This window comes from Pseudoalteromonas sp. 2CM39R, from assembly GCF_023161845.1.
The window spans coordinates 119,658-140,827 of the sequence record NZ_JALNTM010000006.1 but is presented as its reverse complement, the minus strand read 5'-3'; the positions used below and the strand labels follow the sequence as shown (position 1 = coordinate 140,827).

The window sequence follows — 21,170 nt, the reverse complement described above, 5'->3', positions numbered from 1 at the left end:
CAAAAAGGCAAAAAATAGCTAATGACAGCGCAATTTGAACACGTATCCGTATTAATGGAAGAAACCATAGATGCACTTGCAATTAAGCCAGACGGCATTTATATGGATGGCACCTTTGGACGTGGCGGACATTCAGGGCAAATATTAGCGCGCTTGGGCGACGCTGGTCGCTTGCAGGCTATTGATCAAGATCCACAAGCTATAAAGTCAGCAGAAAAGTTTGCCGATGATTCACGTTTTTCGATTGCTCACTCACGGTTCTCAAAGTTATACGAAGTTGCTGAGCAAAACGATCTAATTGGTAAAGTTGATGGCATTTTACTTGATATTGGTGTGTCGTCACCGCAGTTAGATGATGCCGCTCGTGGCTTTAGTTTTATGAAAGACGGCCCGCTTGATATGCGAATGGATCCAAGCACAGGCCGTAGCGCTGCGCAGTGGTTAGCTGAGGCGGAACTAGATGACATTACCCATGTGATCAAAAAGCTAGGTGAAGAAAAATTTGGTAAGCGCATTGCGCACAAGATATTGGAAGTGCGTGAACATACGCCAATCACTACCACTAAACAGCTCGCAGATTTAGTTGATGAAGCAGTACCCGTTAAAGATAAGTTTAAACATCCTGCAACGCGCACGTTTCAGGCAATTCGTATTTATATCAATAGCGAGTTAGAGGAAATTCAAACCGCACTACAAGCGGCGATTAAAGTTCTTAAGCCGGGTGGTCGCTTAGTTGTTATTTCTTTTCACTCTTTAGAAGATCGCATTGTAAAACAATTTATTAAAAAACAGAGTAAGGGAGAAGCGATACCCAGAGGTCTGCCTTTAACCGACGCACAAATAAATAAAAACCTGACGTTAAAAGCAGTGGGTAAAGCTATTAAACCAAGTGCTGATGAAGTGGCTCGCAATCCACGCTCTCGTAGCTCAGTACTAAGGATTGCACAGAGGTTGGGATGAGTAAAAAAGCGAGTTATCGCCAACCCAATCTATTTATTGAAATAATTAAAGGCCTAGGTGCGAACAAGATCACCTTGGCCTTGTTGGTTGTGATATTCGCGTCAAGTTTGAGCGTGGTGCAGGTAACTCATTTATCTCGTGCGCAATTAATTGAGCAAGATTCGTTACTGCAAGAGCGTGATGAATTGGATTTAGAGTGGCGTTATTTTTTAGTGGAAGAAGAATTTTATTCGCAACATGCACGCATTGAAGAAGTGGCAACGTCACAATTAGAAATGAAGCGGCCAACCAGCCAAGATGAGCAGGTAATTATATTACAATGAGAACGCGAGGCAAAAAACCAGTCAACAACCTAATCGCATGGCGCTTTATTTTAGTGTGCGCGGTGATTTTTTTAGTGTTTGTGACTTTGGTATCGCGCGCCGCATATTTGCAAGTAATTGAACCCGATAAGGCTCGCTCCGAAAGTGACAAGCGTACGGTACGTGTTGAAAAATTGCATGTGCAACGCGGTATGATCTTCGATCGTAACGGTAAAGAGTTAGCTGTTAGTGTGCCTGTAGTCAGTGTGTATGCAGATCCTAAAGCTTTGCATAAATCACTGGTGAGCAAAGTGCTCAGGCAAGCCCGTAAAAATGGTGAAGATCAGCAAACTCTGCGTGAAAATGTCGCTGAGCTAAACAAGCGTACCGCCCTGTATTATAAAAACGATTTGCGCTGGCGTGAACTAGCCGATGTACTGCGCATTGAACCGAGCAAAATTAATACCCGACTACTTGATGATCCTACTCGTCGCTTTGTTTACTTAAAACGCCAAGTTACTCCGGCTGTTGCTAATTATATTGGCGATTTACGCCTACCAGGTATTCATTTATTAGATGAATCAAAACGCTATTACCCTGCCGGTGAGGTCAGTGCGCATATCATTGGTTTTACTAATATCGATGGCAAAGGCATTGAAGGCATAGAAAAGCTTTACGAAAATGCACTCACAGGTGAAGAAGGCCGACGTACGATTCGAAAAGATGCTCAAGGACGTGAAGTTGAAGTGCTTGATGAGCGCGAGCGAGTGGAGCCTGAGAGTATTCAACTGAGTATTGATCAACGTATTCAGGCGATTGCCTACAAAGCGGTTAAATCAGCGGTATTAACTTACAAGGCCACTTCAGGTTCAGCCATGGTGGTTGATGTTAAAACTGGTGAAGTTTTGGCTATGGTAAATAGTCCTTCATTTAATCCTAACAATTTAAGCGGCGCGGCTCCTCATAAGCGTCGTAACCGTGCAATTACCGATTTGTTTGAACCCGGCTCAACCGTTAAGCCTCTAGCCATTTTAGCTGGATTAGACTACGGCACAATCCAACCGGATGACAAAGTTGATACCTACCCAGGCTGGATGCGTTTAGGGGGCAGCTTAGTACAAGATACCCGTAATCATGGTGAAATGACGCTGCGCGAAATTTTAAAGTACTCCAGTAATATGGGCGTAACGAAAATAAGCCAAACCGTACCCAAAGACTATTTTGTAGGTCTTTACCAAAAGGTGGGTTTTGGTAGTGATAGTGGTACCGGCATGGTCGGGGAAAGTAGTGGTTTATTTTACCCAAATCGTCGCTGGTCAGATCACGAAATTGCCGCACTTTCGTTTGGTTACAATATTGCCGTGAGTACCGCGCAAATGGCTCGTTTTTACGCCATGTTAGGCGCGGGTGGGGTGAACCGCCCACTCACTGTACTAAAGCAAGATTCTATACCTGAAGGTGAACGTGTTTTTCAACAGCAAGATGTTGAAGCTGTAGTTCATATGATGGAAAGCGTATTTGAAGAAGGTGGTACCGCACGACGTATTAAAGTTGATGGCTACCGTGCAGCTGGTAAAACGGGTACTTCTAAAAAGGCCGCTGCAGGTGGTTATGGTGACGAATATGTAGGTTATTTTGCGGGCATTGCCCCTGCGAGTAATCCGCGATTAGCCGTTGTGGTATTGATCAACGAGCCCGGTGGAGATGTTTATTACGGTGGCGCAACGGCAGGTCCGGCGTTTGCAGAAATAATCTCTAATTCATTAAGAATTTTAAACGTTGCCCCAGATAAAGACTCGGTGGCATACGTGAAGGGCAAAGATGATGGTGCGTGATTTACACACAATTTTAAAATATTTAGAAATAGATGCAGCACGTTTAATGGTAAACGAGTTACGTTTAGACAGTCGCAATGTAAAACCTGGTGATGTATTTGTGGCAATAAAAGGTCATCAGCTTGATGGCGGACAGTTTATTGATAAAGCAATTCAGAATGGTGCCAGTGCAATTATTGCCGACAGACTGTGTGAGTTTGAAAGTGATTTTGAGCCGCTTTATTTAGTCTCAGAATTAAATAAGAAGTTGCCTGTATTAGCGAGTAAATTTTACCAGCAACCGAGCCTAGAATTAGACTTAATTGGTGTAACAGGTACCAATGGTAAGTCGACTACTACCGCAATGATTGCTCATTTAGCACAGTTTTGTCATACCCAAGCCGCAATTATAGGCACGCTCGGTTATGGCCATCCAGATAAGTTAACACCGCTGCAAAATACCACGCCCTCGAGTGTGGATTTACAGCATATTTTAAGTGACTTAAAAGAGCAGCAACATCGTTTAGTAGCAATGGAAGTATCATCGCATGGATTGGTACAGCACCGTGTTGATCAGTGCCATTTCAAAGCGGCGGTATTTACTAACCTATCTCGTGATCATCTAGATTATCATGGTGACATGGATAGTTACGGTGATGCCAAGTTGATGCTGTTTCGTGATTTTGATGCTGCCAATGTCATTCTTAACCAAGATGACGGACAAGCAGAGCAATGGATTGAAAAATATAGCTTTAATAAACTAATTTGTTATGGCCGTAACAACTTAGCCCCTAAAAACGCTCAGTTTGTGTATTTTTCTGATGTTAGCTATTCAGCAACCGGTATTTCGGCGCAATTAACTACAAGTTGGGGTGATATTGCCATAAAATCACCGTTATATGGTGAATTTAATCTATATAATTTAACCGCTGCTTTAGCCACATTATTAGCGCTAGGTTACCCATTAACGCAATTAGTGGCAGGGTGTGAGTATTTGCAACCTGTAGCAGGCAGAATGCAAGCATTTACAGCGCCAAATATGCCTACTTGCGTGGTTGATTATGCACATACGCCTGATGCACTCGCACTAGCGTTACAAGCGCTGCAACAACATGTACCAGGTGGAGTGAGTTGTGTATTTGGTTGCGGCGGCGACAGAGATAAAGGTAAACGTGTACTAATGGCACAAGCCGCCGAGCAGTTTGCAGACAAAGTGATCATTACCAGTGATAACCCGCGCTCTGAAGATCCCAATGAAATTATTAATGATGTAGCTGCAGGATTAACACACCCACAAAACGCCCATTTAGAGGCCGACCGGGGTGCTGCCATACAATTTGCTATAGATAACGCGAAAGCCGGTGAGGTTATTTTAATTGCCGGTAAAGGGCATGAAGACTATCAAATTATAGGTAACCAACGCATTGATTTTTGCGACCGCCAATTTGTACAACAACAATTAAAACAAGCAGTAAGAGGGTCTCAAGCATGATCCCAATGGATTTTGATTGGCTAGCTAATGTGCTAGCAACTGATTATCAAGGTGATAATCGTCAAGTAATAAATATAAACACCGATACCCGTACTTTATGTGATGGTGAAGTGTTTTTGGCACTTAAAGGCCCTAACTTTGATGGTCATAAGTTTATTGAGCAAGCAAAACAAAAAGGTGCTATTGGAGTCATTGTCGATCACGTTGTTGATACCGACATTGCTCAATTTGTAGTTGCCGATACCCGTATTGCATTAGGCACAATTGGAACAGCGGTGATGGCGCAAGTTGCACCTAAAACTATCGCTATTACTGGCAGTGTAGGTAAAACCACAGTTAAAGAAATGTGTGCCGCTATTTTATCAAGTAAAGGGGATGTTTTAGCGACTAAAGGCAACTTTAATAATGATATTGGCGTGCCTCTTACCTTATTAAGATTAGAGCCACAGCATCGTTATGCGGTTATTGAACTCGGTGCGAACCATATTGGTGAAATTGCCTACACTACCGCCATGACCAAACCGGATGTTGCCGTGGTATGTAATGTTGCCGCGGCACATTTAGAAGGTTTTGGTAGCTTACAAGGGGTAGCACAAGCCAAAGGCGAAATTTACGATGGTTTAAAAGACGATGGCATTGCCATTGTTAATTGCGATAGCGAGTTTAGTCAGTATTGGCTTGATAAATTAGCAGCGCGAAAGGTTAAATGTTTTTCTAGCAGTGAAAAACTGGATATTTGGGCTGAGGACATCAGCCTAGATGCACAAGCTCGAGCAAGCTTTATGTTATGTACCAAACAACACAGAGTTCCGGTTACGTTAGCATTGCCAGGCAAGCATAATATTAGCAACGCGCTTATTGCTGCTGCATTAACCAGTGAGTTTGACGTGTCACTTGATGAAATTGCCAGCGCCCTAGCGACCATGGGTGAAGTTAAAGGGCGGGTTAACCTGATTGAAGCTAGTGATTCACTCACCATTATTGATGATACTTATAATGCCAACGTTAAATCGGTAAAAGCGGCGATTGATTTACTTAGCGATATTCAAGGTCATCGTATTTTGGCTCTCGGTGATATGGGGGAGCTTGGTGAAGATGCTCGTAAGTATCATCAAGAAGTGGGCGAATATGCATTAGCGCAAGGCATTGATGAGCTATTTACACTCGGTGTATTAAGTAAGTCAGCAAGTGATGTATTTGAGCTGCCTAATCGTCACTTTTCAAATCGTGAGCAAATGCTGCAGCAAATTCAAAACAGTATTAGCAAAGTAGATAAAAAAATTACCCTTGTCGTGAAAGGATCACGCAGTTCTCGCATGGAGCTTTTAGTAACCGATTTAGTTAATGGCCAGCAACAAGCCATCAATGGAGTATCATAATGTTAGTTTGGCTGGCTGAGTATTTAACTCAATATTATAGTGGCTTTAATGTTTTTTCGTATTTAACTCTTCGTGCCATTTTAGGTATTTTGACCGCGTTAATTATGTCGCTTTATTTGGGGCCAAAGTTAATTCGTGGTTTACAGCGCATGCAAATTGGGCAAACAGTACGTGATGATGGTCCGCAATCACACTTGTCTAAATCGGGTACACCGACCATGGGTGGCTTACTTATTTTAGCGGCAATATTCACTAGCACTTTATTGTGGGCTGATTTGTCTAATAAATACGTATGGGCCACATTGTTTGTGATTGGCTCATTAGGGATTGTTGGCTTTATTGACGATTACCGTAAGGTGATCCGTAAAGACCCCAAAGGACTGATTGCTAAGTGGAAGTATTTTTGGCAATCAGTAATTGCATTGGTTGTAGCAACTGCACTTTACATGACCAGTACCCAAGCGACAGAAACATCTCTTGTTGTGCCATTTTTTAAAGATGTACTGCCACAACTAGGCCTGTTTTATATCGTAATCACGTATTTTGCATTGGTGGGCACCTCAAACGCAGTTAATTTAACCGACGGACTAGATGGTTTGGCTATTGTGCCAACAATTTTGGTGGCTGCAGCACTGGCTATTATTGCTTACTTAACGGGTAATATTAACTTTTCGGCTTATTTACATATTCCGCACTTGCCACTTGCCAGTGAATTGGTAGTGGTGTGTACCGCTATTGTGGGTGCAGGGTTAGGCTTTTTATGGTTTAACACCTACCCAGCACAAGTGTTTATGGGCGATGTAGGCTCGTTAGCTCTAGGTGGTGCATTAGGTATTATTGCTGTGCTGGTTCGCCAAGAGTTATTACTTATTATTATGGGGGGCGTGTTTGTAATGGAAGCGCTGTCGGTAATTTTACAAGTTGGCTCTTATAAATTACGCGGCCAACGTATTTTTAAAATGGCGCCGATTCACCATCACTACGAACTTAAAGGATGGCCAGAGCCACGCGTTATTGTGCGCTTTTGGATAATTTCTATTGTGCTGGTGCTCGCTGGCCTTGCGACATTAAAGATCCGATAAATGCAGTATTTAAACGAGATAAAAAATAAACAAATAACAGTGCTCGGACTCGGTGTAACCGGTCTGGGCATTGTGCGTTTTTTATTATCTCAAGGAATACAGCCCAATGTAGTCGATAGCCGAGAAAATCCTCCCGGTGTTGATTGGCTCAAGCAACATGCCGCTAATCTTAATACTCACTTTGGTGATTTAAATAATGCGGCACTCAGTGCTTGCGATATGATCATTATTAGTCCCGGGCTAAGTTTAAAAACCCCTGCGGTTGCACAGGCAATGAATGCCGGCGTAGAAGTGATTGGTGATGTTGAGTTATTTGCCCGCATTAACACTAAACCAGTTGTTGCGGTAACAGGCTCAAATGGTAAATCAACAGTAGTAACCCTTGCTTACGAAGTATTAAAAACCGCAGGTTATAAAGTAGCACTGGGCGGCAATATTGGCACAGCTGTACTGGATTTACTTGACGGTGATTTTGATGTGTTTGTACTGGAGCTGTCTAGTTTTCAGCTTGATACCACTGACAGCTTAAAAGCCAGCAGTGCAACTGTGCTTAATATTTCAGAAGATCATCTCGATCGCTATGATAGCTATCAAGCTTATATAGATTCAAAGTTAAGTATTTATAACGGCGCTGAACTTTTAGTTATTAATGCTGACGATAGACAAACCCACCCAGTGAGTCGCACGTTAGCACCACAAGTTAGTTTTGGAGAAACACAAGGTGATTACCACTTAGCACAGCATAATAACGAAGCGTACTTTATGGTAAAGGGCGAAGCTTATTTACCAGTCAGTACTTTAGCTGTTGTTGGTAAGCATAACTATTTAAACACATTGGCAGTAATGGCGTTACTCAGTCCGTTTGAAATAACTAAAGCGCATTATAAAACTGCATTATCTCAATTTAATGGATTGGCACATCGTTGTCAGTTTGTGGGTGAGCTTAATAGCGTTAAGTATTTCAATGACTCTAAAGCCACTAATGTAGGCGCAACAATAGCGGCCATTGATAGTTTAGCGGGTAAGCAACAAAACTTAGTGGTTATTGCTGGTGGCGATGCAAAAGGCGCTGATTTAGAGGCACTTAAACCTTATGTTGAGCAACACGTTAAAGCCCTCATTTGCTTTGGTAAAGATGCAAAAGAGTTAGTGGCACTAACTGCTAAAGGTCATTTAACCACCAACATGTCTGAAGCTGTGGCGCTTGCTAAACAATTAAGTACGTCAGGCGATACGGTTTTATTAGCCCCAGCCTGCGCCAGTATAGATATGTACAACAACTATATGCAGCGCGGCGATGATTTTGTGCATTGTGTATTGCAGGAGCTGCCATGATAGCTTTTGCGGATATTAAAGAGGCATTTACTCCTAAACCTTCGGCGCAGCTTTATGATGTGCCGCTCCTTTATTGCATGCTAATGCTAATAGGGGTGGGCTTTGTGATGGTAACTAGTGCTTCAATGCCGACGGCCGATAGGCTGTTTGGCAACATTTATCATTTTACTATCCGCCACGGTATTTTTTTAGGGCTCTCGTTTTGTTTATTTTGCATAAGTACTCAAGTACCTATGTCGTGGTGGAAAAAAGCTAACCCCTACTTATTACTAATCGGCTTGGTGTTGTTATTGGTGGTGCTAATTGTGGGGCGAGAAGTGAATGGTTCTACCCGTTGGATACCTATAGGACCATTTAATATTCAGGCTTCCGAGCTCGCTAAGTTATTCTTTTTTAGTTATATCGCTGGCTATTTAGTGCGTAAGCGCAGTGAAGTACAAGAAAACATAAAAGGCTTTGCTAAACCCATAGCGGTATTTGCCGTTTATGCGGCACTTATTTTAATGCAGCCCGATTTAGGAACCGTGGTGGTGATGTTTGTTACTACGGTTGGTTTATTGTTTTTAGCCGGTGCCAAGCTTTGGCAATTTTTTGCACTTATTTTAACCGGTATTGCGTTGGTGGTTGGGTTGATTGTGTTTGAGCCCTATCGTATGGCGCGTGTGGTGGGTTTTTTAGAGCCTTGGGACGACCCTTTTGGTAAAGGTTATCAATTAGTGCAATCACTGATGGCTTATAGCCAAGGTGATTGGTTTGGCCAAGGCTTAGGTAATAGCGTACAAAAATTACAATATTTACCGGAAGCACACACCGATTTTATTTTTGCCGTGATTGCTGAAGAACTTGGTTTTATGGGCGTATTGAGTATTTTAATGGTATTAGGAACATTAGTATTTAGAGCGCTACTAATTGGCCAAAATGCGCTTAAAAACGGTAAAGAATATGAAGGCTATTTAGCTTTAGCTATCGGTATTTGGTTTGCATTTCAAACTATGGTTAATGTAGGCGCCAGTGCCGGTATATTACCAACCAAAGGACTAACCCTACCGTTTATTTCCTATGGTGGCTCAAGTTTATTAATGATGACCATAGCCACTGGTATTTTATTACGGGTAGATTTTGAAACGAAGATGGCAACTAAACAGGCCACGTCGGGGGGAGCTAAACGATGAGTAAAAAAATAGTCGTTGTAGCAGGGGGCACAGGTGGACATATTTTCCCGGGGATTGCGGTTGCTGATTATCTCAAACAGCAAGGTTGGCAAGTTAGCTGGATAGGCACTCCTGATAGAATGGAAGCCAGTGTCGTGCCCAAGCACAACATAGAAATTGATTTTATTGATGTAAAAGGCGTGCGAGGTAATGGTTTAAAACGCCTCATTAAAGCGCCATTCATGGTTATTAATGCAATATTGCAGGCGCGTAAAGTATTAAAACAACAACGCCCTGACGTGGTTTTAGCTATGGGCGGCTACGTGACAGGCCCTACGGGTATTGCGGCAAAAAGTCTCGGTATCCCTTTGGTAATTCATGAGCAAAACGCCGTAGCTGGTATGAGCAATAAATGGCTAGCGAAATTTGCGAATCGCGTATTAGCTGCATTTCCAAGTGCTTTTGCCAGTGGTAAAGCTGAGCTGGTGGGTAACCCTGTGCGTCAGAGTGTAGTTGATATACCTAAGCGGGAAATATCAAGTCCAATTAATATGCTTGTAGTGGGTGGCTCACTAGGTGCACAAGTACTTAACCAAACACTGCCTGAAGCATTTAAGCGCTTAAATGATACCTGTGCCATTAATGTTTGGCACCAAACTGGTAAAGGCCATTTTGCTAGTGTGAGCGAAAGTTACCAGCAGCAACAAATGGGCGATGAACAAGTAACTGTTGCTGAATTTATTGATGATATGGATACCGCTTATAGCTGGGCCGATATTGTAATTTGTCGCGCCGGAGCGCTCACGGTTAGTGAAATTGCTGCAGCAGGTAAAATGGCGGTATTTGTACCGTTTCCACATGCGGTTGATGATCACCAAACAGCAAATGCACAGTATTTAGTAATGGCAGAAGGGGCATTATTAATGCCACAGGGGCAATTTAATCAGCGCAGCATTGTTGAACTTTTAAGTCCCTATTTAGCCGAACCTTTATTAATAACTAAAATGGCTGCTAAAGCAAAGCAGCAGGCTATTTTAGATGCCACAGCCAGCGTCGCTATGCACTGTGAGCAAGTAACAAATAAGAGAATATAAGTGAAACAGACATTAGCAAAAGAAAAATATACACGCCCTGCGATGCGCCGCATTGAAACTATTCACTTTGTAGGAATAGGTGGTGCAGGTATGGGCGGTATTGCAGAAGTATTGGCTTTTGAAGGTTACCGTATTACCGGCTCGGATATAGCGCATAGCGCCATGACCGAGCGTTTAATTCAAGCGGGCGCTGAAGTATTTATTGGCCATCATGAAAATAATGTAAAAGACGCTAATGTGGTGGTGGTTTCAAGTGCAATTGATAAAACAAACCCTGAAATTCAAGCCGCGCAAGCTGCGCGTATTCCGGTGGTTCGCCGTGCAGAAATGTTAGCTGAGCTGATGCGTTTTCGTCATGGTATTGCCATTGCCGGTACCCATGGTAAAACCACAACAACTAGTTTAATTGCCAGCATTTATGCACAAGCAGGGCTCGATCCAACCTTTATTATTGGCGGTTTATTAAATAGTGCTGGCAGCAATGCTAAAGTAGGCAAAAGCGACTTTTTAATCGCTGAAGCGGATGAAAGCGATGCTTCATTTTTGCATTTACAGCCAATGGTATCGGTGATCACTAATATTGAAGAAGATCACATGGAAACTTATGGCGGCAGCTTAGAAAAAATGAAAGATACTTATGTTGAATTCATTCATAACCTGCCGTTTTACGGGCTAGCTGTAGTGTGTATAGATTCAGACGTTGCCGCAGAATTAATACCTCGCTTTGGTCGTCCGGTGATCACTTATGGTGAATCGCAAGATGCTGACTATCGAATGAGTGAATTTAGCCAAACAGCCAATACATGCCAATTTACTGTTACTAATAAACAAGGCGAGAGTTTAACCGCTAAGTTAAATATGCCAGGTAAACACAATGCCCTAAATGCAACCGCAGCGATTGCGGTGGCAAAAGATCAAAACATAGCTAATCATGCAATTTTAGCGGCATTAGATACTTTTGAAGGCATTGGCCGTCGTTTTCAGCATTATGGTGAATTTGAAAACGAATGCGGTAATGTGATGTTAGTAGATGACTATGGTCATCACCCATCAGAAGTGGCAGCTACCATCACCGCAGCGAGAGAAGGCTGGCCTGATAAGCGTTTAGTGATGGTTTATCAGCCGCATCGCTATACTCGTACTCGCGATTTATACGAAGATTTTGTGAAAGTACTCGCCGAGGTTGATCAGTTGCTATTGCTTGATGTTTACAGTGCAGGCGAAGAGCCGATTGTGGGCGCTGATAGTAAGAGTTTATGCCGCAGTTTACGCCAGCGTGGCAAAGAGCCATTGCATGTAGCTTCAAGCTCAGAGCTTGCAGGTGTACTTGCTAACTGCCTGCAAAATAATGATTTAGTACTTACGCAAGGCGCAGGTAACATAGGTCAGTTAGTTAAAAACTTAGCAGCAACAAATATGTCGATAGAAAAATTAAAGCAAGGTGAAGTATGACACAGGTAAGTTCCCAGTTTGGTAAAGTAGCGGTGCTGCTAGGTGGAAACTCAGCAGAGCGCGACGTGTCATTAAAATCTGGTCAAGCAGTCCTTAATGCACTTCTTGCCTGTGGCATTGATGCGATTGCGTTTGACCCTCAAAATCGTTCATTGTGGGAATTAAAAGACTTAAACGTTGATCGCGTTTTTATTGCGCTGCATGGCCGAGGTGGTGAAGATGGCACAGTACAAGGTGCTTTAGAGTTTATGAACTTGCCTTACACTGGCAGTAATGTACTGGGTTCAGCATTAGCAATGGATAAAATTCGTTGTAAGCACTTGTTTAAATCGGCAGGCTTAAGCACAGCACCTTATGCGGTAGTTGATGCTAAAAAAGGCTTTGATGCTAAAGCAATTATCGATGAATTTAAAAAAGTGATGGTAAAACCATCGCACGAAGGCTCAAGTATTGGTATGGCACAAGCAAGCTCTGCAGAAGAGCTTGAAGATGCGCTCAGCAATGCATTTAAGTTCGACAGCCAAGTATTGGTAGAGCAGTGGATCTCGGGGCGCGAATTTACAATTACGGTGCTTGGTGATGAAGTACAACCTGTGATTGAAATGAGCACGCCAAATGGTTTTTATGACTACCAAGCTAAATATCAGTCAAGTACGACGCAATATCATTGTCCTGCTGATTTATCACAACCAGATACCCAAAAACTACAAGCAATGGCACTCGATGCGTTTGATTTAGTGGGTGCAAGTGGCTGGGGTCGCGTCGATGCAATGCAAGATCAGCAAGGCCAATTTTACTTGTTGGAAGTAAATACAGTGCCAGGCATGACAGAAAAATCATTGGTGCCAATGGCTGCAAAAGCCAATGGGGCAAGTTTTGAGCAATTAGTTGTTCGCATTTTGGAGCAAACCCTTTAATATGCATCCCTTTTTAGAGAAAGCGCAGCAACTAAAACAGCAACTTAACTGGTCGCTGATTTTTGGAGTGAGCTTTTTTCTGGCTGTGGTGATTGGGTTAATTGAAATAACCAATGGGGTTTCCCATTGGTTAGTTGCAAATAAAGATGCGCAAATTAAGCATCTAACGGTGTTGGGGAGCCCCAAATACACCGATGAAAAAGCAATAACTACCGCGATAAAAAAAGCGGATTTAAGTAGCTTTTTTGAGTTAAACGTAAAGCATGTTCAGCATTTAGTGCAAGAACTACCTTGGGTCGCAACGGTATCGGTAAGAAAGCAATGGCCTGATACTATCCAAGTTTACGTGGTAGAGCATCAAGCGGTCGCTCACTGGAACAGTGATTTATTGATTAACCAAAGCGGCGATGCGTTTGAGGCTAAAAGTGATAAATTAAGTGCCACATTACCCCAGTTATATGGGCCAGAAGGCAGTGAAAAAGAAGCATGGGTAGCGTTTAAACAGTTTGATGAAATGCTTAAAGTAAATGCACTAACGCTCACTAGCCTTGCGCTATCTGAGCGGTTTTCGTGGCAACTTTGGTTAGATAATGGCGTGCGTTTAAATTTAGGGCGCAAGGATAAAGCCAAGCGTGTACAGCGTTTTATAGACGTTTATTCACGCATAGAACAACGTGCTGATGCACAGATAGATGCAATTGATTTACGCTACGATACCGGCCTTGCAGTGAGCTATAAGCCAATGCAAGAACAGCAATTATAATAAAGAGTAAGGCATGACTAAGTCAGCAGAAAGAAACCTAGTGATTGGATTAGACGTAGGCACTTCGAAAGTAGTGGCCACGGTAGGTGAAATCACCACAGATAACAAGCTCAGCATTGTTGGCGTGGGGAGCCAAGTATCTTATGGAATGGATAAAGGCGGCGTTAACGATTTAAATTTAGTGTCTGAGTCTATTCGCCGCGCAATTGATGAAGCTGAATTGATGGCTGATTGTCGTATTAGCTCGGTTTATTTGGGCATTTCTGGCAAACATATTCAATGTCAGAACGAAAGCGGTGTTGTCGCTATTAATAATACTGAAGTAACCGATGAAGACATTGAAAATGTAATCCATATTGCTCGCTCAGTACCAATTTCAGCTGAACGCAAAATGTTGCATGCCTTGCCACAAGAGTACAGCATTGACATGCAAGAGGGGATTAAAAACCCACTTGGCATGAGTGGTGTGCGTATGGAAGCACGCGCGCACATTATTACCTGCTCCAACGACATGGCTAAAAATATAGAAAAATGTGTTGAACGTTGTGGGCTTGAAGTTGACCAACTTATATTCACTGCGCTTGCCTCTTGTTACTCCGTACTGACGGACGATGAAAAAGAGCTAGGTGTCGCGGTGCTAGATATCGGTGGTGGTACTATGGATATCACTATTTATATTAATGGTGCACTGCGTCATTCTGCGGTTATTCCGGTGGCGGGCAACCAAGTAACCGGTGATATTGCAAAAATATTTCGCACACCTATATCACATGCAGAGTCACTCAAAGTACAATATGCCTGTGCAAGTAGCCAAATGGCGAGCAGCGAAGACACGATTGAAGTGCCAAGCGTAGGTGGGCGACCAGCAAGACTGATGTCTAGGCATACGTTGTCTGAAGTGGTTGAGCCACGTTTTAGAGAATTATTTGAACTGGCGATGGAAGAAATTCGTCGCTCAGGATTAGAAGACCAAATTGCAGCAGGTCTCGTCATTACTGGCGGAACTGCTAAAATGACTGGCGCAATGGAAGTGGCTGAAGATATTTTTCAGATGCCAGTAAGAATAGGTAAACCAATTGGTGTAGTAGGTTTAACTGATTATGTTGATGATCCATCGTACGCAACCGCTGTAGGTTTGTTACAATACGGGCGTACTATGCAGTCGATGAATGCACAAAAGTCGAAAGCGGATGATAATAATAATTGGTGGAACCGCATCACAAAATGGTTTCAAGGCGAGTTTTAGTACTCAAGTCGGAGAGTAAATATGTTTGATATAATGGAACAACACAGCGAAGAAGCTGTAATAAAAGTAATCGGTGTAGGCGGTGGCGGCGGTAACGCAGTTGAGCACATGGTAAAACAACAAATAGAAGGCGTTCGTTTTATCGCAGCCAATACGGATGCGCAAGCATTACGTAATTCAGCCGCTGATGTAACAGTACAATTAGGCACGCAAATAACCTCTGGGTTAGGTGCGGGGGCTAACCCAGAAGTAGGTCGTGAATCGGCTGAAGAAGACGCCGAAACCATCCGTGCTAGCCTTGAAGGCGCTGATATGGTGTTTATTGCGGCAGGTATGGGCGGCGGTACAGGTACCGGTGCTGCGCCAGTCGTGGCTAAAATTGCTAAAGAGCTGGGTATTTTAACTGTTGCTGTGGTAACCCGTCCGTTTGATTTTGAAGGTAAAAAGCGTGCCGCTGCTGCAGAGCAAGGTATTAGCGAATTATCTGAAATTGTGGACTCGTTAATCACTATTCCAAATAACAAGTTACTAAAAGTATTGGGTAAAGGAACAACTTTACTGGATGCATTTGCTAAAGCAAATGACGTATTGTTTGGTGCGGTACAAGGTATTGCTGAGTTAATTACTCGCTCGGGTCTAATTAACGTGGATTTCGCCGACGTACGTACAGTTATGTCTGCAATGGGCACAGCGATGATGGGCACTGCATCTGCGTCGGGTCCTGATCGTGCACAAGAAGCAGCAGAAGCTGCTATTTCAAGCCCGCTTCTAGAAGACGTAGATTTAACCGGTGCTAAAGGCATTTTGGTTAACATTACTGCGGGTATGGATATCGCGATTGAAGAATTCGAAATTGTGGGTAATCACGTTAAGGCGCTAGCGTCTGAAAACGCAACGGTTGTTGTTGGCGCGGTAATTGACCCAGAAATGACGGATGAGCTACGTGTAACCGTGGTTGCAACCGGCTTAGGTGGCGATCGTCGTCCACAGTTTGGTATCGTAGATAACGGTTTCAAAAAAGCGTCAGGCTCTGATGTAACTAGCTCAAGCACACAAACAAGCAGCAGCATGTACGTACCTAGCTTTGCAAGCCAAGGCACAAGCACGACTGAAGAGCCTGCAACGACATCGCAAACTGAATCAAAAGAGCAAAGCAGCACATCGACTAGCTCTTCAAGTTCAGCAACGAATACGTCGTCGAGTAGTGCTAATAAAACAGATAAGTCTGAGGGTGGCGATTATTTCGACATTCCTGCTTTTTTACGTAAACAAGCAGACTAATTAAAAACAGTACTTTTGTGCGAAATGTGAACAAATATTGTAGTTATACCGTATTTATGTTACACTCCGCCGTCTAACTGTAATATATACTTAAAGTGAGCGAACCTATGATTAAACAGCGTACGATTGCACAAGTAGTCAAAGCCATAGGAATTGGACTTCATAAAGGTGAGAAGGTCACAATAACTCTCCGACCTGCGAGCGCAAATACTGGGATTGTATTTCGTCGTGTCGACCTTGATCCGGTTGTTGATTTTGAAACAACGCCTGAAGCCGTTGGTGATACGCAATTGTGTACCTGTTTAATCAACAAAGATGGTGTTCGCTTATCAACTACTGAGCATTTAATTGCAGCTGTTGCGGCCATGGGTATCGACAATCTGATTGTTGAACTTGACAGCTCAGAAGTTCCAATAATGGATGGTAGTGCATTGCCATTCATTTATTTATTACAAAAAGGCGGCATTGAAGAGCAAAATGTTGCAAAACGTTTCATTCGTATTAAAGAAAAAGTACGTATTGAAGAAGGCGACAAATGGGCCGAAGTAGAACCTTACGACGGATTCCATATCGATTTTGAAATTGCCTTTGATCACCCTGCAATTAATGAAAGCCGCCAACGCATTGGCTTAGATATTACCGCACAAAGCTTCACTGAAGAAATTAGCCGTGCGCGTACTTTTGGCTTTATGAAAGATATTGAATACATGCATGCTAATAACCTTGCACTAGGTGGTAGCATGGATAGTGCAGTGGTACTTGATGAATTTAAAGTTTTAAATCCAAACGGTCTGCGTTACTCAGACGAGTTCGTCAAGCATAAGATACTAGACTGTGTAGGTGACATGTTTATGACAGGTCATAACCTTTTGGGTAAAGTAACTGCATTTAAATCAGGTCATGATTTAAATAACAAGTTACTACGCAAAATTATGGCAACCGAGTCAGCATGGGAGTGGGCAACCTTTGAAACGCCTGTTTCGATGCCTGCACCCGGCCTTGAATTAGCAAACGCCTAATCAGTTAATCGCTTACATACAGTTATAAAAAATGACGCTAATTAGCGTCATTTTTTTTGGCTGTTTGTCAGCACAATCAGTCAGGTATTACAGACCTAAAATAGTTTGTAACTGTTTTAACTCAGTGACTTGGTACGTTGGCTTAATACCTTCAGGTAAGATTACCCCAGGGTGCTGTAACCAGCAGGTGTCGATGCCTGCATTTCGTCCACCAAGAATATCACTACTGGCGGTATCACCTACCATTAAAATTTGTTCTTTCGGTGGATTCCCCATTAAATTAAAGGTGTGCTCAAATATCTCTTTTGCAGGCTTAGCAATACCTACTTTTTCAGAGATTACCAGCCAATCGAACATATCTTGCAGCCCAGTATGCGCTAAACGACGTGCTTGCAGCTGACTAAAGCCATTAGTGATAATACCTAATTTGGCATGAGGTTTAAGGGCGTTTAATAATTCAACCGCACCGGGTAAAGGCATACAAATTTCAGCCATTGCCGATAAGAAGTCATCATTGAGCTGCTGGGCTGAAACATTAAGCTTATTTGCCAGCTCACTAAAGCGAGTTACTTGCAGGTGGTTTGCGGTAATTTCGTTATTTTGATAGGCAATCCATAATGGCTTATTGGTATTTTGGTAATGTTCATAATCTGCTTTGGTAAAATCCATGCCATAAGCTGCCAACATTTTTTGTAAGCCAGCAAAGGCATTAAAGCTAAATAAGGTTTCGTCGGCATCAAATAATACGTAGTTATACTTCATTAAAACATCCGTTATTGATTATATAAAGTGGGATTAAGAAAAGGGGCCATGGCGAGAGTCAGCGCTTGAGTATAGGTACTTTCTCGTGTTGCATGATGATCAGTTAATAAACCAATAGCACCCCCTTGCTGCTTAATATTGGTGGTATTAAAAGCTTTATCCATCACATCTCCGAGCTCTTCACCTTGCAGCAATGCTTTATAAAAAACCGGAGGCAAAGGTAAGTTACTGCTTCGTCCTGTAACTTGCTGTGCGCCGTCATCAATAACAACATAGGCAAAGGTTGCTGCACCATAGCTAAATTGCGCTGCGCCGCCTTCCATCGCTATGTAGTAGTCTGCTTGATGCTGTGCTTTACAGTAGTTAACTCGATTCTGTGCACCCAAACACGTTTGTTCTTCGCCTATAGGCTGATCGGGTACATCAGAGGGGGCGTGAACGCCACTACATTCAATTATATGCTCAGGGAAATACATCGCAAAAATGTGTTTAGCGGCATTTACTTTTACTGGGTTTTTAGACCCGACAACAATTTTAATGGCTTGCGACATAGTACTCTCATCATACTTAAAATCAGCAGTGTACGTGAGTTAGACTAAACAAAAAAGAGCAGAATGTATTTGCGATCACTTGATAAAAGAAATGATCAGCTCCATAGGATCATTGTATGTTGTTAGATCTTCTAAACCAAAAAGTCTCTAACAGATTATCGATACACTTAAATAGGAATTTCAGGTGGGGCTAATTTTGCTAAGGCGCGTTTTTTCAAAATAATATCTTTGATCAGTGGCGTAAGCACTAGCTCCATAGCGAGTCCCATTTTGCCACCGGGTACCACAAGCGTATTGATCCGCGACATAAAGCTGCCTTCAATCATACGTAAATAATACGGGAAATCAACGTCATCAATGCCCCTAAAGCGAATAACGACAAAGCTTTCATCAAGGGAGGGGATATCTTTTGCGCTAAATGGGTTGGAGGTATCAACGGTGGGTACTCGCTGAAAGTTAATATGGGTACGAGAAAATTGCGGCGTTATATGATTAATGTAGTCATCCATACTGCGTACAATCGAGTCCATTACTTTTTCACGAGAATGGCCGCGTTCTGAGGTATCGCGAATAAGCTTTTGGATCCACTCAAGGTTAATAATTGGCACCATGCCTATGAGTAAATCAACATGCTTAGCAACATCATGATCTTCGTCGACCACGCCGCCATGTAAGCCTTCGTAAAACATTAGATCTGTATTTTGCTCAAGCTCTTGCCAAGGAGTAAATGTTCCAGGTAACTGGTTATAAGGCACGGCCTCATCAAAGGTATGTAAATAACGACGCAGTTTACCTTCGCCTGTTTCACCATACTTGGTAAATAAGTCTTCTAATGCGCCAAAGTCATTGGCTTCTCGGCCAAAATAACTTATGTGTTTACTTTCTTGTTGGGCTTCTCGAATTTTTTTGTCCATTTCAGGACGTGTGTAACGATGAAAGCTATCACCTTCAATAAATGCAGCATTGATATCGAGGCTGCGGAAAATATGCTTCACGGCATTGGTGGTGGTTGTAGTGCCTGCTCCAGATGAGCCGGTGATTGCAATAATAGGGTGTTTAGCTGACATGTTTGTTCTCTTTTTTATGACCCGTTAGTTATAAAGACCTTACTAAGCTAGGTCAAGTGACGTCATCAGTAAATAACGTTATCATGAGGTGCTTAAAATTAAAACGAGAGAAAGCATGAAACTGATCAAACCGCTGTTAGGGCTAATAACAATTAATGCTTTAACATTGGGCGTTGCCCAAGCAAATATGCCTAAAAGTCAAATACTGCTTGCCGATTTAAATACTCCGCATGGCATACGCGTAAGTATTGTTAGTGATAAAACCAGCTACAACAATCAGCCCTATTTAACCGACACGGGCCTTTATTATACGCGTGAGGTAATCAGTAATAATCAGAGCCAAACTGATATTGCGCTTTACGATTTATCATCAAAACAAACCTCCATGATCACCAATACAGCTGTAAGTGAGTATTCGCCAACAGTAACACCGAGTGGCGATAGTTTATCTGCTATCGTGGTTGAAGAAGATGGCAAACAAAAGTTATGGCAATATCCGCTGAGCACAGAGCAGGCGCCAAGTCGTATTTTTGATTGGATTGAGCCTGTGGGCTACCACGCTTGGGGTAATAACAACGATTTAGTAATGTTTATTTTAGGTGAGCCACATACATTACAATATACCTCGGTTGTTGCGGCTAAAGGTGAAGTTGTTGCAAATAACATTGGTCGCACACTTATTTACGATAAATCGCGAAGTGAATTTTTATTTAGTCATAGTAAAAATGGCCAGCACCAGTTAGCCCGTTTTGACCCTCAAACCAAGCAGGTAAGCAACATCCTTAGGTTGCCAAACCAAGTACAAGACTTCATCTTAAAAGATGAAAATACTATTGCTTACGCAGTTAAAAACCGTATTTATCAACGACAACTAACAGCTGGATCTGATATATCTCAATGGCTCGATTTAAGCCAATATTGTGATACTGAAATAAGCCGGTTGAGTTATAAAAATCAGCAATTAGCGTTTGTATGTAGTGTTAAATAAACACTAAATAATAAATTCGGACTTTCACTCATGCATGAGTTAGTCTATTCCCCTATTAAATAAAAAGGAAAGTCACGTGGCATTTAGCGCAGACGAGTTAACAGAGCAGCTGATAAAACTAGAGTGTAGAAGTAATTTCAAAATAAAAAACATTGCTGAGTATATGCTAGCAAACTCTAAAGAAGCGTTTTACACCCATGCCGAAACGGGGAAAGGTAAAATTGTGATCCGTCCTGCATTTGAAGTGTTTAGTGATGACTTTACTGATATTGATGGGGTTGTGCGTACTCAAGGCTATTTTCATAGCAGTGAAATGACCCGTTTTCCCACTCGTATTTATAAAAGCGCACAGCCTATTCATTATGGTGTCGCTTTTAAAATTAACTCTGAACAAGCGGCAAAAGAGTTTATAGCTAAGCTAACGATGATTATTGGTGGTTAATAGAATGGTGCAGGGCTAAAGGCAAAAGGTGCAAGATAAAATCTTCAACCTTTAACCTTTATAACCCTTAATC

20 protein-coding genes are annotated in these 21,170 nt (G+C 42.4%); 17 read left to right on the top strand and 3 right to left on the bottom strand.

All coding sequences use genetic code 11. From position 1 onward, the window contains the following. The first annotated feature begins 21 nt into the window (after positions 1-21). The 15 genes from rsmH (at position 22) to lpxC (ending at position 17,287) form a co-directional block, all read left to right on the top strand. Positions 22-960: a 16S rRNA (cytosine(1402)-N(4))-methyltransferase RsmH gene (gene rsmH / locus MTF66_RS15125; RefSeq protein ID WP_054202314.1), complete on the top strand. Its 939-nt coding sequence runs from the start codon at positions 22-24 to the stop codon at positions 958-960. After that, positions 957-1,283 (top strand): cell division protein FtsL, encoded by a 327-nt coding sequence (ftsL, locus tag MTF66_RS15120; protein ID WP_010390691.1) that lies wholly within the window; start codon positions 957-959, stop codon positions 1,281-1,283. The genes rsmH and ftsL overlap by 4 nt, the downstream gene beginning before the upstream one ends. Beyond that, positions 1,280-3,097 carry a peptidoglycan glycosyltransferase FtsI gene (locus tag MTF66_RS15115; RefSeq protein WP_010390693.1) on the top strand — a complete coding sequence of 606 codons (1,818 nt, stop codon included), beginning with the start codon at positions 1,280-1,282 and terminating at the stop codon, positions 3,095-3,097. Before ftsL ends, MTF66_RS15115 begins: the two co-directional genes overlap by 4 nt. Then, complete coding sequence (murE, locus tag MTF66_RS15110) at positions 3,090-4,568, top strand: UDP-N-acetylmuramoyl-L-alanyl-D-glutamate--2,6-diaminopimelate ligase (protein ID WP_171043278.1); 1,479 nt, start codon at positions 3,090-3,092, stop codon at positions 4,566-4,568. The genes MTF66_RS15115 and murE overlap by 8 nt, the downstream gene beginning before the upstream one ends. Next, a complete protein-coding gene (murF, locus tag MTF66_RS15105) occupies positions 4,565-5,947 on the top strand; it encodes a UDP-N-acetylmuramoyl-tripeptide--D-alanyl-D-alanine ligase (RefSeq protein WP_138623276.1) in 1,383 nt (460 codons plus the stop codon). Before murE ends, murF begins: the two co-directional genes overlap by 4 nt. Then, positions 5,947-7,029 carry a phospho-N-acetylmuramoyl-pentapeptide-transferase gene (gene mraY / locus MTF66_RS15100; RefSeq protein WP_054202311.1) on the top strand — a complete coding sequence of 361 codons (1,083 nt, stop codon included), beginning with the start codon at positions 5,947-5,949 and terminating at the stop codon, positions 7,027-7,029. Before murF ends, mraY begins: the two co-directional genes overlap by 1 nt. Continuing rightward, the gene (gene murD, locus MTF66_RS15095) at positions 7,030-8,364 is read left to right on the top strand and encodes a UDP-N-acetylmuramoyl-L-alanine--D-glutamate ligase (protein WP_248527592.1); all 1,335 of its coding nucleotides are present in this window, start codon (positions 7,030-7,032) and stop codon (positions 8,362-8,364) included. It begins immediately after the preceding gene. Next, complete coding sequence (gene ftsW / locus MTF66_RS15090; protein WP_010390699.1) at positions 8,361-9,536, top strand: cell division protein FtsW; 1,176 nt, start codon at positions 8,361-8,363, stop codon at positions 9,534-9,536. Before murD ends, ftsW begins: the two co-directional genes overlap by 4 nt. After that, complete coding sequence (gene murG / locus MTF66_RS15085; RefSeq protein ID WP_010390701.1) at positions 9,533-10,609, top strand: undecaprenyldiphospho-muramoylpentapeptide beta-N-acetylglucosaminyltransferase; 1,077 nt, start codon at positions 9,533-9,535, stop codon at positions 10,607-10,609. Before ftsW ends, murG begins: the two co-directional genes overlap by 4 nt. Before the next feature lie 42 nt (positions 10,610-10,651). Further along, positions 10,652-12,061, top strand: coding sequence for a UDP-N-acetylmuramate--L-alanine ligase (gene murC, locus MTF66_RS15080; protein ID WP_217694239.1), 1,410 nt, complete (start codon positions 10,652-10,654; stop codon positions 12,059-12,061). After that, positions 12,058-12,978, top strand: coding sequence for a D-alanine--D-alanine ligase (locus MTF66_RS15075; protein WP_010390703.1), 921 nt, complete (start codon positions 12,058-12,060; stop codon positions 12,976-12,978). Before murC ends, MTF66_RS15075 begins: the two co-directional genes overlap by 4 nt. A 1-nt stretch (position 12,979) precedes the next feature. After that, entirely contained in the window at positions 12,980-13,741 is a 762-nt protein-coding gene (locus tag MTF66_RS15070; RefSeq protein ID WP_008465294.1) for a cell division protein FtsQ/DivIB, read from the top strand. Positions 13,742-13,754: 13 nt separating this feature from the next. Continuing rightward, the gene (ftsA, locus tag MTF66_RS15065; protein WP_008110678.1) at positions 13,755-14,987 is read left to right on the top strand and encodes a cell division protein FtsA; all 1,233 of its coding nucleotides are present in this window, start codon (positions 13,755-13,757) and stop codon (positions 14,985-14,987) included. A 21-nt stretch (positions 14,988-15,008) separates the two neighbouring features. Beyond that, positions 15,009-16,268 carry a cell division protein FtsZ gene (ftsZ, locus tag MTF66_RS15060; protein ID WP_010390706.1) on the top strand — a complete coding sequence of 420 codons (1,260 nt, stop codon included), beginning with the start codon at positions 15,009-15,011 and terminating at the stop codon, positions 16,266-16,268. A gap of 107 nt (positions 16,269-16,375) precedes the next feature. Further along, positions 16,376-17,287 carry a UDP-3-O-acyl-N-acetylglucosamine deacetylase gene (gene lpxC, locus MTF66_RS15055; RefSeq protein ID WP_008110675.1) on the top strand — a complete coding sequence of 304 codons (912 nt, stop codon included), beginning with the start codon at positions 16,376-16,378 and terminating at the stop codon, positions 17,285-17,287. A gap of 87 nt (positions 17,288-17,374) precedes the next feature. Here lpxC and yjjG read toward each other — a convergent pair whose 3' ends face one another. The 3 genes from yjjG to MTF66_RS15040 all read right to left on the bottom strand — a co-directional run bounded on the left by yjjG (position 17,375) and on the right by MTF66_RS15040 (position 19,667). Beyond that, positions 17,375-18,049: a pyrimidine 5'-nucleotidase gene (yjjG, locus tag MTF66_RS15050; RefSeq protein WP_138623280.1), complete on the bottom strand. Its 675-nt coding sequence runs from the start codon at positions 18,047-18,049 to the stop codon at positions 17,375-17,377. A gap of 11 nt (positions 18,050-18,060) precedes the next feature. Further along, positions 18,061-18,600 (bottom strand): inosine/xanthosine triphosphatase, encoded by a 540-nt coding sequence (yjjX, locus tag MTF66_RS15045; protein ID WP_138623282.1) that lies wholly within the window; start codon positions 18,598-18,600, stop codon positions 18,061-18,063. Positions 18,601-18,767: 167 nt separating this feature from the next. Then, positions 18,768-19,667 carry a phosphoribulokinase gene (locus tag MTF66_RS15040; protein ID WP_008114793.1) on the bottom strand — a complete coding sequence of 300 codons (900 nt, stop codon included), beginning with the start codon at positions 19,665-19,667 and terminating at the stop codon, positions 18,768-18,770. Between the two features lie 115 nt (positions 19,668-19,782). Between MTF66_RS15040 and MTF66_RS15035 the strand changes: the two genes are divergently transcribed. Further along, entirely contained in the window at positions 19,783-20,655 is an 873-nt protein-coding gene (locus MTF66_RS15035) for a hypothetical protein (RefSeq protein WP_138623284.1), read from the top strand. Between the two features lie 76 nt (positions 20,656-20,731). After that, positions 20,732-21,097 carry a hypothetical protein gene (locus tag MTF66_RS15030; RefSeq protein ID WP_008114788.1) on the top strand — a complete coding sequence of 122 codons (366 nt, stop codon included), beginning with the start codon at positions 20,732-20,734 and terminating at the stop codon, positions 21,095-21,097. Positions 21,098-21,170: the final 73 nt, after the last annotated feature.